This is a genomic window from Salibacterium lacus (assembly GCF_042684865.1).
Taxonomy (GTDB): Bacteria; Bacillota; Bacilli; order Bacillales; family Marinococcaceae; genus Salibacterium; species Salibacterium lacus.
Map to the genome: position 1 here is coordinate 363,083 of NZ_JBHUML010000005.1, position 16,761 is coordinate 379,843.

Genomic DNA, 16,761 nt, shown 5'->3' on the forward strand with positions numbered 1-16,761 from the left:
CCCGTTTTCATTATTATTTTCTAAAAGAGAGTGTTGTTCTCTTCCTGTTCTTTTTCTTGTTGGACGCCGAAACGTTCTCGCATAGATATCTTTCCGTCAATGAAAATGTCATACGAATCATGGATAATACGGTCGAGAATGGCTTCTGCCAAGGTGCCGTCTCCCAGTTTTTCATACCATCCATCAATGTCGAATTGGGAACAAAAGATCGTAGATTGTTTAGCCTGACGCCTGGCATTAATGATTTCCAGCAGAAGAGCTGCTTCTTCATTGGTCAAAGCATGAAGCAGCCATTCATCAAGGATCAGTAGATCCACCTTCAACAGTTTTTTCATCAATTTAACGCAGCTGTCATTCTGCTGATATTTGGCTACTTTAAATGATTCTAATAAGTCAGGCAGTCGTGTATACTGAACCTGAAAAAACTGGCGGCATGCCTGTACTCCAAGAGCTGTAGCTATCCATGTTTTCCCGGACCCGGATACTCCTTTTAATATAACGTTTCGGCCATCCAGAAGATAGTTCCCCGCGGCTAAACGGAGCAGTAAATGTTCATCCAACTTCCGATCCTCATAATATAAAATATCTTCTATCGAAGCTTCTTCTGGAAAGCCAGCTTGTTTCAGAAGGCGGTGTAATTTGTTATTTTTACGTTGGGATTCCTCATGATCAATCAAAATGCCTAATAGCGTGTCAAAATCCATCTCTCTGTTTTCTTTCCTTAAGAGAAGCGTTTCATAGGCTTCCGCCATGCCTGATAGTTTTAGGGTTTTTAGTTTATTGATATTCTGCTGGTTCATTTACGTTTCCCTCCAAAGTAAGAAGCACCGCGGGTAAAACCGTGTTTCGCATCAACTTCTTGATTTTTCTGCGTTAACGTTTTCTGCTTGGTTTCTCTTTTATTGTTTCTGATTAAGGTCTGGATACTCTTGACCGTGGGTCGGTTTGTAACGTGACACGCCATGTGACAAGCTTGTTCTATCTCTTGAACGGAATAGTTGCGTTCCAGTTTCTTTAAGGCAAAAATGGACTTCATAGCTTGTTTTTCGATGGTGTAACTGTCCAGCAGATATGTCACAACCCGGAGGGTATACTCTCCTATTTTCGCTGCCCAGTCCAATGCTTCGGCCGGTGTTTGTTCGGCATACTGTTTATGATGAGCCGGCATGTGATCAGCCAGGGTGGAATATTGACCGTATTTCCCATATAATGTTGGATGAGAGGCTATTCTCATGTGATGAAAATACACTTCTACCACCGTGTCAGAAGCTCTTACATCGACCTGCTTACCAATATAGTCATAGGGAACAGAATAAAACATACTCTTCACTGAGATATGGTAATCGGGCTGAACCTTGGCCGTCCGCCATTCAGCCATCTGATATGGCTTAGCGGGAAGAGGGGAAAGGGCGAATTTCTCCTCCTCCATAAACGCTGACCATCTCGATCCTTCTTTTTTTGTAAAAGGACGATGATTAAACGCTTCAAGCTTTTGGTGAATCTCTTGATTCAACTCTTCCAACGTAAAACATTGACTGTTTCGTAAAGAAGCAATGATCCACGTGGAAACGGTATTAACGGAGCTTTCCACACTGGCTTTATCCTTTGGTGCCCTTACTCGGGCCGGCATAATAACAGATTGGTAATGACGTGCCATGTCTTCATATGTTTGGTTTAACACCAACTCTTTGAACGTGTGTTTGGTGACGCCGGTTTTCAGATTATCGGGAACGATGATTTGAGTCACCCCTCCCATGTAGGTAAATGCGCGCTGATGGAGCTTAATCCAAGCTGCTAAGTCCATGGATAAAGAACCCTCTACATACGAAAGCTGAGAACAAGGAAGTGTCGCTACAAATACATAGACTTTGATTTTTTCTCCCGTATCAGGGTCGGTGATAAACAACGTGGATCCGGCCCAATCCACCTCCAATGCTTCTCCCGGTTTTCGACGAATCCGCATCGTTGCTTTATATTTTTGGGCAAAGCGGTGATAGTGTTCGGTAAATGTCCGGTAGGCATAAGGGATCCTGCCCTGAGCCTGTGCTTCTCTCTTATATTCCTCGTGAAGCAGAGTCAAGGTTACATTCGGTTTAGCCAATTCAGCATACAAGTAGTCAAAATCAATCACGTGCCGTCCTGAAGCTTCTAATTTTTTCTCGGGATAAAGAAAGTCTTCAATCCATGGATCCGTCATCTCCTCATCTAATGGACACTTCAACCCCCGTTTTTCCGCAAGTCGGATGACTTCCGTCACCTTTTGCCGGGAGTGATGAGTCATAGCGGCAATGCTTCGTAAACTCCTTTCTTCTTCACCTTGTAATTCCAGTATTCGACGATAAGGAAACATAAAAAACCTCCTGTATTCCTAATGTCATGCCGTAAGGCATGCCCACTAAGTATACAGGAGGCAGTGGAATGGTAAAGACAAATGCAGAGAGTGGTAAAATACGCTGCATTCGTTGGTAAAAAAGATTGCATTGGTGGTACAAATCAAATGCCGTACTCAGAAGATCCAGAGCAATATTTAGAAACTCTTTTTCAGCAGGAATTTGACTACCGTGAAACAGCAAAAGGAGAGCGTCTTATCAAGAAGGCAAAATTCCTTCATGAAAAAGAGCTACAGGATTTTAAATGGGGGGACCAAATCAGATTTCCGCCGCATCTTGATCAGGAGGCTCTGACAGCACTGCATTTTGTCAAAAGAAAAGAGAATCTTGTATTAACGGGGTCTCCCGGCACTGGGAAAACGCACATCGCTACCGGAGTTGGACGAGAAGCGTGTAGAATGGGATATGAAGTACGCTTTTACCGCGTTGCAGATTTAGTGGATCAACTGGAAAAAGCCTGGCGGGAAGGCAAATTTCAAACCTTTCGAAACAAATTCAACAAGGTGGATATGATTATTTTAGATGAGATGGGCTATATTCCTTTCAGCAAGGATGGTGCCGAACTATTATTTCAATTGATTACAGACTGGTATGAACAAAAAAGCCTGGTGATTACGTCCAATCTGGAGTTCAGTCAGTGGAACAGAGTGTTCGTTGATGCGAGACTAACGGCAGCTTTAGTGGATCGGGTGATCCACCACGCTCACATATTAAGTTTTACGGGAGATAGTTATCGTGTGACACATGCATTATCCAATTCTTAATTGTTTCAAAAGGGCTGGCAGCCTTCTAAACTTTCGGCTGCAATATTCTTAAATTCTTGATTGCAAAACACACCAGGACCACGGGGGCCTTGCTACGTATATGCTTTATCATTCGCCGTTGCCTTCGTCCCATCACCAGCCTGGGTTTGACTTTGATGAGCAAGTGCTTCAAGTCGCGGTTCATACATTGGCTTCGATTATTGTCGAAGAACAACAGTAAAAAAAAACAGTCTGAGCTTGAAAGCTTGGGCTGTCTTTTTTCATTTATCCCCATTGTTTTTTAATCTCAAAACATGAAGAATACTTCTTATATTGAGATTAAAACAAGCAATTTCCGATAATAATGGGTATGTTAACTAATTAAAAATATCCGCTTCATTTGCCTGCTTGAATCCTTATCCATAAAGATTTTTTCTCAACCTACTTCTTGCGGAAATCGTTTTTCACGTTCAAGATTTTGCTCTTCTATACTTATACGAGCGTAACCAACATTTTTATCTGACATCTTCATCACCTTTACTAGTGATCGATATTTTTCATAAAAGTAATAACTTCAAACGCTGCAAATGTTGCATTAAATGTTTCATAAAGTAAATCTGCAAATTCTATTAAATATAGTTTCCAAGTGTTGTTTCCATTTTTAAAATTGATTAATTGATTATCGGGCTCATATATATAAGAGTGGTGACCAATACTGTTCCTAATAGAATTATCTAATACGTTTTCAATATCAAATACATCAATAAACAAATTTTCTTCTGTGAAATATTTCACTTTGTTTCCCTTATTTTTTACTTTTTGATGATAATCACCTATATCAGTTATGTTAGTAAATTGAGCTTGCATATTTGGTTCAAATGCATTTCTATCACTTCTCTTAATGATATTTTGTATACCTAAAAATACTGGTAACAAAGAACAAAGCGTTTCAAATGCTTCAATATAATAGTTTTTTATATTGTCGAAGTTCGTTGTCAAAATTCCTTTTTGCTCTTTTACATTTTGAATATTATTTTCGCTAAAGACATTAGATAGTATTACAGGCAACAAATAATGATAGTATTCTGCAAAGTTTTTAAGTAAGCTAATAATATTTTCATCAGCATAATTGATAAGTTCATTTAAATCTTTCTTCAAATTTATAATCTCGTCACGATTTTGATTTTTTGTCTGTTCTAATAGAACTTTTAGCTTCTTTAAATCGTTCATACGTTCATTGTAGGAAAGAAAAGGTTTGAAAGGATAATACACCACGTTATTCATAACTTCCTTATAATCAATCTTCAACATCTCCCCCATGAGTACAGGTTTAACGAATCCGTAAAGTAATAACTGGCGATTTAAATATTTATAATTCTCATTCTTATAGAGTTCCCATAGCCTCATTACTATCACTACATTACTGTCAAATTGCTCAGTCAATAGACTGGAAAACACAGACTTTTTTTGTTTAATTTCATGACTTGCAGGGTCTAGCATAAAAGGAGAAAAAAACGTTGAAGGATCTTCAAGTTGGAACTCCTTGATTTTATCTGTAAAAAATTCTGTGCCTAATTGCAGAACATGAGTCGGAGATTCGTCATCAGTAATATCACACCAATTTGCATTATTACTTTTAAATTCTTGGATAAACCCTTGCTTTAAATCTTCGTTCCATATCAAATGACCACTTATTGTTACTTTGCACTCAGGACAACTGTAAACAAAAGGATTTATTTTTATATAGCCGCCTTGTACTTTAAGCCTTACTACGTTTTTGCAAACTTCACATTCAAGATTTATATTTTGGTTCATTATGTTTCCTGCTTTCTATTTTTTATTATTTAAATGAACCATTCTTGTGAATCAGTTAAAGAGTTGAATTAATAGTATTTTGATTTTATTTCTTTAGGCTATACTTAAAAGGTCTTTTAAATCTTAAAAAAGGAAGCGTTCGTTTTTTAGCTTTCATTTTTTATCCAAACGAACACTTTTACAGACATATCATTAAAAATTTTTAATATACAATCTTACATCTTCGTCTAACGAGATGACAATTTTCTATTCATGCTCTAAGTAAAATACGGTTACGCTTTTGTCATAGTTTTGTCGGCAATAATCTAATTTATTTTCCAATGCAGAAGGAAGAAAATGATTCTCTGGTACATTCTGAAATCCAAAGCTTCCATAAAACGATTGTAACCCTTGAAAAGGAATGCAATATACTTCTTCCCAATTCTGTTTTTTAGCTTCCTCCACCAATGCTTGGACCAGCATGGAAGCTAGTCCTTTACCACGAAAAGACGATAAATACTTCCTATTTCCATTTTGCACCCCTCTATGGGAACTAACCGACCTACTCCTGCATAAGCATCGTTTTCTAAAACAATCATAACTACTTCATACAAACATGGTAAACACAAAAAACTAACTAGGACTTTTGATAATAAAAAGGAAGCGCAATTTTGGACTCTAGAGAATGAATTAGAGAAGGGAAATGGTAAACAAATTGCAAATAAATCTACAACTTTTGCTGACTATTTCGATCATTGTGTATTTGGCAAGAGAAAAATGCATATCGTGTCCCCGTCAACCACTCTGCTAAATTTTTCCGTTGTTTTCACACGTTCATTTTCCGTGGATACAGTTTCTTTTTCTTCTGCTTTATCTTTAGTATCGCCTAGCGCTGTCGTACTAGACGTTTTGTCTGTTCTTTTCTTATTTTTTTGTGATGTGACTAGCGGTTTCCTTCGATGCTACGGTTTTCTTATTTGTTCCACCATCGTTGCCTTTAACCTTTGTTTTTTCAGGTTAAGATTCTTTCGAAGCTTTAGATTCTTTGTCGGTATTAACAACTTCTTTTTACGCGGTATCCGTTTCTTTTATTTATTCTGGAGCAGTCATTCCAAACAAAATAAAGGACAGTATGATTAAAGCCGGATAAATGGCAAATATCTTTTTCCGTTTTCACCTCCTTAGGCAACCAACATAGAAGGCCTGCCGTTACCTACATTTTTAGAATGCCACAAACACGCATCGGTGAAATACAACCTTCATCATCTTGAAGTATTTCATACAGATAGAGGTAGTGAGTTTAAAAATCAACTCATCGACCAGGCCCTCGAAACCTTTGGCATTGAACGCTCATTGAGTGAAAAAGGAACACCCTACGACAACGCCGTAGCAGAAGCTACGTTTAAGACTATCAAAACGGAGTTTGTCCACGGTTCTAGCTTCTCTAACCAATACGAACTTGATCTTGAACTATTTGATTATGTTCATTGGTTCAATCATATTCGCATTCATGGATCACTAGATTATTTAACGCCAGCTGAATACAAGTCTAAGCACCTTTAAATATTTGTCCAGTTTAGTGTTGACATACCAACCTTGCCGTTAACACAAACTTATTGGCGGTACCTTTACCTATTACTATATAATATCTTCATATGCTATATTATATAGTTCGCATAAGTACTTATCTACTTCTGTTTTTTCCAAATTAATTAAGGTTTGTTTTTCAGTATCACTTAACTCTGGATATGAAAAATTAATTAAATAATTCTTAGCTGTTGAAAAATATCCATTATTGTATGGCTTGCTCGTTTTCTTTATATAGTACCAAAAAAGCGACGATTCCATAATTTTTTTTAAAACGTATAGAGTAATTTCATCAGAACAAAATAGTCCGTAACCACAATAAAAAATTAAATCTGTACTTTCACTGATTATTGCTATAGGTTGGTTAGCCATATAGGGTATTAAAAGTTTTTTTTCTTTTGGGTTGTTCAAGCCTTGTGTGCGACCATAGGAATACCAAGTAGGGTAATTACCTTTGCCTTTGTCCCTATTATCTAGTATGTTTTTGTGAGCTTTTAGAAAGTGCAAGCAATTGGGATAATTTTCTTCCATTTCTTCTTGTTTTATGACAACAACTGAGTTGTTGTCATCTAATTTATAAGGGAAAATCGCCTTTTCTAAATATCTCTCTAATTCCTCTTCATTCTTCATTATATTTGGTTTAGCCATGTTTACACATACGGACTTTTCTATTTTAAAATTTTCATTATAATACGTTCTATAGTAATATTTATCATCTTCATCATATGGGGTAAAGATAAATAAATCATTTTTTAAAGTGGCTATGCCATTTTTTATTAAAAAATCCCCTAACCTATTTTTTTGTGCTTCAATCTTTTTTATGTTCATTAGCTCATTTTGATCTCCGAAATTCCAACCTTTTTTATAATCATTCAGTTCAGAATATCGATTACTATAAAATTTTGTATTTCTCAAATCTTTTTCGCCATAATAGGGCGCATAATACAATTTATCATTTTGAGCCTCCTTATTTATTATAGAAATGCAAGTATAACTTGTGATCCTTTTAAACATTTGCTCTTCTTTAAAGTCAATTATGCTCATTTCATATTTATTTTCTAATAAAAGTTTTCTTAACTCTCTTCCATTTAGGCTTTTTAAAAATGTATTTACTGAAATAAATCCCAACTTCCCATTTGAGTTTAGGATACTTAAACCTAATTCATAAAATGGAATATATAAATCTGGTAATCCTACACTTGCTGTTCTCCAATACTTAAGTGAATCTTTAACTTCTTGACTGATATTTTTAGTCCTAACATAAGGAGGATTGCCAAGTACAACATCAAATCCACTGATTATTTCCTCAAAAATATCATCCCATAACAAATTCAAGGAATTTCCTTGTATCAAATTAAATTGCAAATTTGTTTTTTCATTATTTCGTAGTGCTAATAAAGAAAAAAGCATTTTAGTTTTTTCAATATTATGCTTGCTAATATCTACTCCATAAATATAGTTAGAGAATATCTCTTTGAAAGATAATTTATATTTATCATGCAAAAACAAGGCAGCAGATGCCAAAAAAGATCCACATCCACATGCAGGATCGCAAACTTTTGGAGTTCTTTTGCCAACAATAGTTTGAGAAAGAATATAGTCTTTTATTTTTGAAGGTGTATATACAACACCATTTTCCTTTTTTTCTTTCTCAGGAACAATTAACTCAAATAGCTCTACTAAAGTATCCAACTCTAATGTTATTTTGTTATTACTAAGCCATTCTTCTATTACAAAAACATTTTCTTCAGAAATTGATTCTAGATACCAATAATAAAAGTCAGAGTTTTTGTAATCGATTTTGTTCTGTTTCAAGTATACATATATAAGAGTGGCTTCTAGATTAATAATACCGATACTATCTTTTAAGTTTTTCATAGCTATTTTTATATTCATATTTCAGCCTCCAAATTAAATCAAATAGGAGTATTTCTGTTAGGGGAAAATGTGGTTTTTGAACAAAAAAGAGCCCCCTTGGTATAGTACGGAGTACCCGATGAAAAATCATCGACCTCGAATCCAAGAAACCAAGAAGGACTCACTATACATTATACGCAAAACAAAAAACTCACGCAAATAACCCCGAACACTCTCATAATTGGCATTGATATCGCGAAAACCAAACAGGTGGCTCGGGCCTTTGATGACCGCGGCTTTGAGTTTGGGAAGCGACTCATCTTCACCAATGACAGGAAAGGATTCGAAACATTTCTCAACTGAGCAGCCAGGCATCAGGAAGAGCATCAAAAGATAAACATCATCGTCGGCATGGAACCCACCGGGCATTACTGGCTCCCTTTGGCTTACTATGCAGACGAACGGGGGCGTTCCCTGGCCCTGGTGAATCCCATGCATACCAAGCGACTGAAGGAAATTGATGATAATTCACCAAGCAAAAACGATACCAAAGATGCCCAAAGTTATTGCGCAACAGGTAATAGACGGGAGGTACGCTGTCCCCAATCTTCTCGAAGGAATCTATGCTGAACTGCGGGAAGGCATCAAATGACGAGATCAACTCGTTCAGTTTCTGGCTCAAGTAGAAGGACGCATTTTATAAATTGGAAGAAGCGCTACTTCCCGGAGTTTGACAGCGTATTTAAGCAGTGGAATAGAATTATGGCTTCAGCCCCCTGCGGGTGGTTCCTCTGCCTCAGTTGCCAAACACATCACTTCAATATTTATAATAAATAGTCGTGATAAATCTCTAGGTAAGAGCTAAGACTCTTCTCCTGTGTAACTCTATCATATACTACATCGGAACGGACTTGTCTTGTTATGCAGAGTCGGCCGCTCCTATCCAGTCCCCACCTCACAATAGGCATGCTTCTTTATCTATATAATAAGTCAACTCTATTTACTCGTGAATAATTACTGAGAAACTCAACCTCATTTGATTCTAACCCATATAATTCGTTAGTAATATTATCGAGCTTCTCCCACAGTCTTGTTAATCTAGAATAAGTAACTCTTCTTTCTCTTACACTCTCTTGATGATATTTTCCCTGCAAATTTTTAATTTGATCATGCAAATCAGATAATAATTGTGTGTTACCTGAATTTTTTAAATTGTAGTAAGGAAACAAAGTAGGAACTAAAAATTGTTTATTAAACTTGTAGTTATCATTTTGCTGTGGATTTGCTTCTATCTTTGCCATCGCTGAAAATGAATTAGAGTTTATAATACAGGCCACTGCTTTTTTAAAATCAACCGACTCGCCTTCTATCAAAATCTGCCATATATTAGCGTTATCAGCAAACTCGTTTCCATTTACATAAGAAGCAAAAGTATCACGTGCGGTCATAGGTACCATGATTTTGTCTTTATTAAACAAATGATGATTTTGAATTCTCTTAAATCCATGCCATTGTTCAGGATCATTAATATATTGCCTATTATCCTTAATTAATTTCTCATTTTTCATTAAATATTCATATGCACATCTATAGTTATTTGCTAACTCACTAATACTTAATAAATCATTATTACTCTGACCTTTATAAGGAAAAAACAAATATGTATCTGGATTGAGGATTTTGAAGCAATAAAAATTTTCATTTAATATGACTTTTCTCATTAGTGATTCTTCGATTTCAACAGACTCATTAAAACCGTTAGTTCCAAATAAAATTCCATTACTCACCTTACAATCTTTCAAAACATACATTTTTTTCCACAAAGGTTGAATACCAGTGTTTATTTCAATGCCTGGTATATTTCCAAATTCAATATTACCTATATTTTTTAATCTTTCTTTGATGTTTGCAAGTAAGAAAGTATCGTAAGACCATGTTCTTTCTTTCAATGTTTCTGCATTTATAGTTGTTTTTTTCATAGCTGCTTCGTACAATTCATCTTTTTCTAAACCTCTTTGAACATCTAATCTTTTATTAGGTAGAAAATAGCTATATGTAACTTCCTCATTAACACTTTTGTTAACCTTTAAGTAAGCAATATAGGTGGCTCTATCTTTAAAAATTGCAGTACTTTTAAAATCAACAATCTCTTCTAGAAAATTGTTGTCAGCTAATGTTTCTCTTATCTTTTTTCCATATTCAGTTTTAAAAAAGCGCTTTTGCATGATGAAACCCAATTTCCCATGTTCTCTTAAAAAATTAATGGACCTTGCTATAAAATAAATAGATAAATCCGTTTTACCGTCTCCAACAAAATATTTGTTTTTTATATAATGATACATGTGTGGGTATAGGTTCACAAGATGTTTAGGTTCGACATATGGAGGATTTCCTATTATGTAGTTGAACCCCCCTTTATCAAATACATCTTTGAAAAAATATTTGATTTCTAATGGTTTTGTTTTATACAGTTCTTCCTCAGGTATATCATCCAAATCGAAAAAATCATTTTCCACTAGAGCATTACCGTCCACCATGTTAAGATCAATTTCTTTTAATATTTTTTCTCCAAGCACTCCTACTTCTTCTAGAAGTGGAAGTGGATTATTATCTATAATTTTTAAAGCTAAAGTCATTTTTGTAACTTCTAATGCTGTTTCATCAATATCAAGTCCATATAAACAATTTTTCATAATTTCTCTTTTAGCATCCACTTTTAAATAGGTTCCATTCAAGTCATTAACAAACCAACTTAAATACTCTGATTCTATTGAATTGTTATTAAATAACTCAACTAATTTTGATTCTAATAAGTTAAAAGCAGAAACTAAAAATGTTCCACTTCCACAAGCTGGTTCGAGAATTTTGTTATCTAATAATTCTTTTGCGGAAGTCACACTATTTAAATCCAATGTTTTTTTTACAATATAATTGACTAAATATTTTGGAGTACTAATTCCGCCATTAGTCTTTTGATAAAGATCTTTGTATATTTCCTTAACTTCACCATTAACTACTTCAATTTTTGTGCTTAAGAATCTTTCATAAATTTCAGCAATTAAGGTAACCGGTATTACATCGAATTTATATGGAGAAGGATAGTATAGCTTTTCTATATATTGATTGAATATATAGTCATCAACATGTAACCTTTGAAAGATTTTATCTTTTTCAAACATAGCTCCATCATAGTGTTCATAAAAATCAGCATAGCAACTACTTTTAAAATTCACCCAAAAACCTTTTTCTAAATAAGATTCTAGTAATCCTTGCTTTTCAATTCCTTTAGATTCAGCTACTCTAATAAATATTATTCTATCTAATATCAGTTGTGCATAATAATTTAAATCACCATAATCTTTGTCATTTCCTAGTTCTGGGTTATTAGTTAGTAAATTAGATGCCAGCTCAAAGCGGAAATTAGATAATATTTGCATAAATTTGTTGTCCAAAGTATTACTGCCTTCGAATCCCTGTTTATCATATAACTGCATAAGAGATCCATTATATATAGAGTTTTTATCTAGCAATTGATATAAAAAGTCAAAATTATTTATGTAATCTTCGAGACTAAGAAATTCAGCACCAATATTAGCTTCTTGATTAATATTAGGTTCAAATCTACAATCATACACTACAAACTCTCGAAAATTAGTTGCAAATGAACATGGGAGGTCTGAGCTATATCCATATGATTTGACTTGAAAAGCTACTTCCTTGTCATGTATTAAATCCGCATTTAAGTCTTTAGCATCTAGAAATGCTTTAGTTACTTTGCCATTAACCATTTTATAATCAGGTTTTGTATGAGTTGAATCAATTAATTTCAATTTTTCTTTTTGGCTATTATCTAAATGTTTCTCTTGTACTATTTGATTGGTGCTCCCAACATCCCAACCAAAAATCTCTAGCATTTTATTAATATAAAACCTTACTGTCTCTTCAGTCACGTCTTCAATGTTTATAACTTCTGAATTGGTATTTCGTTTAAAATCTTTAATTAATTCATTTAATTTATTCATAGTTTCTTCCTTTGAATTCAGCATCCTCACCTCATTCTTAACAAATAAAAGTTGACATACGTTAAATTTCAGATTACCGTTTATTTCTTTTTGTTGTTCATTTTAGCAGAATATTTGTGTTTAGTATAATTTTGAATTTCCATGAAGCTGATTTACATGGATCCCGTGTTCATAAGCGATCTGACTCATTTGTATTTGGCAAGAGAAAAATGCATAAAACGGCAAAACATTTATGTAGCCACTCGCTTGCATCCTTTTTACCTGTGCTTCAATGCGGTCGATTCCTTCAGCCGATGACTGTCACCATCGAATAATACCAGGTGAGAGTGGTGGATCAACCGATCCACGACGGCCTCTGTTAAAATGGGATCTCCAAAGACATGGTTCCATTCTCCGAACTGAAGGTTCGTTGTAATGATGATACTTCGCTTTTCATAACACAGCGATATGACTTGGAATAACAGCTCGGCTCCCTGCTTATGCAGAGGGATATACCCCAGCTCATCCAGGATCAATAGATCAAGTTTCTCGATCTTTTTGAACAGTTTGCTTCATACGCCTTTCTCGTTAGCGTCTAATAGTTCATTGATTAAGGAAGCCACGGTATAAAATTTCACGTGTTTTCCCTGGTGCTGGATAACGTTCAATCCTATGAGTGTGGCAAGGTACGTCTTCCCCGCACCAACACCTCCATAAAAAATGACATTCTCCTGATGTTCCATGAATCTACCGTTATATAAAGTGTCTTGGTCAAGATCCGCCCCCATACGTACCTCCTTACAAACGAAAGGTTTGCCGGACGCCTTTGGCAGGGTTGCCGCCTTTAATAATAGGTTGATTTTACGCTCTTCCCACTGTTCAATTTCTTTTTCAAACAGCTGAAGGAGAAATTCCTCGTGTGTTTCTGCTTGAATGTCTTGATAGTGAGCTCGTACCCAGCTGAGCTTCAAGCTTTTGGCATAGGCCTGGATTTTTTCATGCATGGCTGCTGCCCCCTTTCACCTGGAAAAAAGCATCATACTGCTTCATGCCTCGGTGAGCCTCCGGCATGGAGGGAAGCTGCTGCGGAACATCAACGGTTTCTCTGTAGCCACGTCCATGCATCTGCTGATGATACACCTGTTGAATCGCATCAGCCGAAGGGTGCCCCTGTTTCGAAGCCGTTTTCAATGCTTGAACCGCTTTGTCCATTTGTTGATCTTTCATGATGGTCGCTAAAAACTTCAAGGCTTCTTTCTTTTCGGAAAGCGTGCAGTCTTCGAGATACGCTCGCCACGGTTTCGGCAGTTGATCAAAAAACGTCGTATACTTAAGGGCTGTAGGCCGTTTGGCCATGAGAGACAAGTAAGGCACCCAGTCTATGGATTCTGTTTCTCCACCATACAATCGTTGATGAGAAACAATAACGTCGTCATCCTGAAAAATGATAATGCGGTTATACGAAATGCCCACCAAGACCCTTTGACTGGCGAATCGCGGCGATGTGGAATATTTCTTTTGGTCCACCGTGACAAATCCATATTTGTCAGCTTTCAACGACTCATATCTCATGGTGTCATAAGGAGTCGAAGGCAGGTAGTATAGCGAGTCGAGATCTTTTTGGTGCAGCTCGGCAATAGACGTTCCATGTTTGTAATGCGGGCGTTCCCGGTCCCCTTCCACTTCCTCCCATAACGCATCATTGAGAGCTTCTAGGTCATACACTGTCCGTTCTGGAAGGAAAAAGTTGTTCCTCACATATTTCACCATGGCTTCGACGTGTCCTTTCTCATTCCCGGACACAGGATTACAAAATTCATACTTAAATCCATAGTGAAGAGCAAAAGTGCGAAACCTCTCCGTCAATTCTCTTTCGCCACGCGGTAGTATTTTCTTAACGGCTGGTGAAAGATTATCAAAACGAATCGTATTCGGGACGCCGTCGATATGATGGAAAAACCGTTTTAAGCCTTCCAGAAAGCAGTCCTGATTCTGCGATTCGAAAACCTGCGTATAACAGCCGCCGCTGCCGGGAAAAGATAGGATGAGATACGGAAGATCAACGATCTTACCTTCGCGGGAGAAAAGACCTTCCCCAAAGTCTACCTGTGCTGTTCCTGGTTTATTTTCTAACGGTAGAGCTGCATCTTCGCTTTCTTCTACTAGTTCCATTTTTCTTCGGGAAACGTAATGGCGAACACTTCGCTCTGAACCTTTGAAACCATCCTTTTTTAACAATTGCCACATACGTGTGGCGGTCCTTCTGTACTTTTTCTTTTTCTTCCTATCCTCTTGAATCCAGGCATCAATGGTCGGTTTCACGGGATCCATGACCGGTGACGGCTGCTTCTTTTTCGAGGCGGTTGACGTTTGGAAATCTTCTTTGTCCGCGTATTTTTTCACGGTCCGATAATCCGCCTTCGTTCTTCTTGCCACATCAGCGTAGCTGTACCCTTTATTATTTACTTCCTCCTTGATATACTCCATACAAGTCACTGCTAACATCTCCTAGATGACCTCCTGTCCTTATAGGTTGCTTAACAGGAAGTCTATTGATTTTGGGGATGGCTAGCAAGTGGCTTTTTTTGTTTTTCACTTCCTTAGGCAACCAACATAGAAGGCCTGCCGTTACCTACATTTTTATAATGCCATAAACACTCATTGGCTTTTCTTCTTTCAAGATTTCCAACACGATTTGTGATTTGAATTCAGGAGTATATCGTTAACGTCTCATATACCTATCTTAACATCTCCTTTTTTCGTGTCTAAAATCTTGGATCCATTATAGAAGTCCGGGTAGGGATAGAAGTAGCCCTGGACCAGGATATGTTTTATAACGGGAGGTTTATGGAAAATCAGGAGAATGTCATCTTTTATGGAGGCGTAGGTGCCGGAAAAACGTACCTCTCTATGCTCATAGGGTTAAATGTTATCCAGAATCAGGGGAAACACGTGAAGTTTTACACGGTCGCTTCGTTGGTCAACGAACGATTAAACGCCAACGAAAAAGGACCCTTGAGCAAAGTGTTTAAAAAGATTGAGAAACTTGATTTATTGATTCTGGATGAGCTGGGGTATATCCCTTTGCATAAGCAGGGAGCTGATCTATTATTTCAAGTCATCAGTCTGTGTTATGAAAAGCGAAGTATCATCATCACAACGAATCTTCAGTTTGGAGAATGGAACCATGTCTTTGGAGATTCCATCTTAACAGAAGCTGTCGTGGATCGTCTGATTCACCATTCTCATCTCGTATTATTTGATGGCGACAGCCATCGGCTGAAAGAGTCTATGGCTTTTCAGCATACGTAAGATGCAGGGAAGCAAGTGGCTACATAAATGCTTTGCCGTTTTATGCATTTTTCTCTTGCCAAATACAGTCCTGGAATCCATTGATGGCGTAATACCCACTTTTTATGGTTGTGGATATGCGCTGCGACGTCACATTGGGAGCAATGATTGGGCATTTCAATAGGTAGTAAATCTGCAACCCTACGGTTGTCGTCGGATTTAAATAATTGATGTAAGTGGAAATCTTTTAACTCTAAAGTTGCATAATTAATAGAAAAAATTCCATGTATGTTTATAAAAAGACAGAACTCCCAAATCTGCGGTACGATGGATGCGCTGACAAACACGTACACAGAGGGGTTCTGTCATATGTCTATTCTAGCACAGTCATCATCTATCGACAATTTCTTAGACCAAATAAATGTATCGCTTCATGTGTCAAAACCGGCATACCAGCATCTTTCCCATCTCCTGCAGGGTATGATTCAAGAGCGGCGGAATGGAAGTATGACCGTACTACGGAACAGCAGTTTCTGGCAGCGCCATCTCCCATCGATAACGCGATTTTTTCAATATGGACAGTGGAACGAGCAGGGCGTTCAGCGAAAGCTGCAGAAGTCTATCTATCAACAGGTTCAGCAGATGTCCTCTTCCGAGGATCCCTTGATGCTTATCATCGATGACAGCATCTGTCCAAAAACCAAGCCTTCGTCCCAGGCCATGGAACCGACAGAAGGAGCTTCGTATCCCTTTGAGCGTAAACAGGGGAAGCCTGTTTACGCTCATCAATGGGTAACGACGATGATAGGAGCCCGCGACTCCTATCTTCCTTATGCCATGACACCTTATGGGAAAGAAGAATATTCGAAACTTGATATGACCCGGAACCATATAGATCAAATACCGGACGGTACGCGGGACGTCTATGTCCTGACAGGCAGCTGGTATGCTTCCAATCCTTGATTGACTACATTCAAGAACGTGGATGGCATTTCATCGGAGGTCTGAAAAGCAACCGTGTTCTGCTGGATGGCCGTATTCCTCAACCCGTCAAGGAATAGGCGCATCAAAAGGAAGACCAGCTATCCTGCATCGTCA

9 protein-coding genes and 4 pseudogenes are annotated in these 16,761 nt (G+C 37.1%); 5 read left to right on the plus strand and 8 right to left on the minus strand.

All coding sequences use genetic code 11. From position 1 onward, the window contains the following. Positions 1-20 precede the first annotated feature (20 nt). Both istB (ACFSUB_RS14975) and istA (ACFSUB_RS14980) read right to left on the minus strand, forming a co-directional pair. Positions 21-800 (minus strand): IS21-like element helper ATPase IstB, encoded by a 780-nt coding sequence (gene istB, locus ACFSUB_RS14975; protein ID WP_380714068.1) that lies wholly within the window; start codon positions 798-800, stop codon positions 21-23. Continuing rightward, positions 797-2,350 carry an IS21 family transposase gene (gene istA / locus ACFSUB_RS14980; RefSeq protein WP_380714069.1) on the minus strand — a complete coding sequence of 518 codons (1,554 nt, stop codon included), beginning with the start codon at positions 2,348-2,350 and terminating at the stop codon, positions 797-799. The genes istB (ACFSUB_RS14975) and istA (ACFSUB_RS14980) overlap by 4 nt, the downstream gene beginning before the upstream one ends. An 81-nt stretch (positions 2,351-2,431) precedes the next feature. Here istA (ACFSUB_RS14980) and istB (ACFSUB_RS14985) point away from each other — a divergent pair, with 81 nt between their 5' ends. Continuing rightward, the gene (istB, locus tag ACFSUB_RS14985) at positions 2,432-3,154 is read left to right on the plus strand and encodes an IS21-like element helper ATPase IstB (protein WP_380714070.1); all 723 of its coding nucleotides are present in this window, start codon (positions 2,432-2,434) and stop codon (positions 3,152-3,154) included. Between the two features lie 519 nt (positions 3,155-3,673). On the opposite strand, the gene ACFSUB_RS14990 is transcribed toward istB (ACFSUB_RS14985), so the two are convergent. Next, positions 3,674-4,948 carry a hypothetical protein gene (locus ACFSUB_RS14990; protein WP_380714071.1) on the minus strand — a complete coding sequence of 425 codons (1,275 nt, stop codon included), beginning with the start codon at positions 4,946-4,948 and terminating at the stop codon, positions 3,674-3,676. A 246-nt stretch (positions 4,949-5,194) separates the two neighbouring features. Continuing rightward, positions 5,195-5,467 (minus strand): GNAT family N-acetyltransferase, encoded by a 273-nt coding sequence (locus ACFSUB_RS14995; RefSeq protein ID WP_380714072.1) that lies wholly within the window; start codon positions 5,465-5,467, stop codon positions 5,195-5,197. A gap of 702 nt (positions 5,468-6,169) precedes the next feature. On the opposite strand from ACFSUB_RS14995, the pseudogene ACFSUB_RS15000 reads away from it, so the two are divergent. Then, positions 6,170-6,490, plus strand: a pseudogene (locus ACFSUB_RS15000) (transposase); the annotation flags it as partial. 75 nt (positions 6,491-6,565) lie between these two features. Here the strand turns inward: ACFSUB_RS15000 and ACFSUB_RS15005 are convergent. Continuing rightward, a complete protein-coding gene (locus tag ACFSUB_RS15005; RefSeq protein WP_380714073.1) occupies positions 6,566-8,410 on the minus strand; it encodes a class I SAM-dependent DNA methyltransferase in 1,845 nt (614 codons plus the stop codon). Between the two features lie 147 nt (positions 8,411-8,557). Between ACFSUB_RS15005 and ACFSUB_RS15010 the strand changes: the two are divergent. Next, a pseudogene (locus ACFSUB_RS15010) lies at positions 8,558-9,124 on the plus strand (IS110 family transposase); the annotation flags it as partial. A 221-nt stretch (positions 9,125-9,345) separates the two neighbouring features. Here the strand turns inward: ACFSUB_RS15010 and ACFSUB_RS15015 are convergent. The 3 genes and pseudogenes from ACFSUB_RS15015 to istA (ACFSUB_RS15025) form a co-directional block, all read right to left on the minus strand. Then, complete coding sequence (locus ACFSUB_RS15015) at positions 9,346-12,393, minus strand: Eco57I restriction-modification methylase domain-containing protein (protein WP_380714074.1); 3,048 nt, start codon at positions 12,391-12,393, stop codon at positions 9,346-9,348. Between the two features lie 257 nt (positions 12,394-12,650). After that, positions 12,651-13,376: pseudogene (istB, locus tag ACFSUB_RS15020) on the minus strand (IS21-like element helper ATPase IstB). Next, on the minus strand, positions 13,369-14,877 hold the full coding sequence (istA, locus tag ACFSUB_RS15025; RefSeq protein WP_380714075.1) for an IS21 family transposase: 1,509 nt from the start codon (positions 14,875-14,877) through the stop codon (positions 13,369-13,371). Before istA (ACFSUB_RS15025) ends, istB (ACFSUB_RS15020) begins: the two are co-directional and overlap by 8 nt. Before the next feature lie 333 nt (positions 14,878-15,210). On the opposite strand from istA (ACFSUB_RS15025), the pseudogene ACFSUB_RS15030 reads away from it, so the two are divergent. Beyond that, positions 15,211-15,684 (plus strand): annotated as a pseudogene (locus tag ACFSUB_RS15030) (ATP-binding protein); the annotation flags it as partial. Positions 15,685-16,032: 348 nt separating this feature from the next. Continuing rightward, positions 16,033-16,626, plus strand: a complete 594-nt coding sequence (locus ACFSUB_RS15035; protein WP_380714076.1) for a hypothetical protein — start codon at positions 16,033-16,035, stop codon at positions 16,624-16,626. Positions 16,627-16,761: the final 135 nt, after the last annotated feature.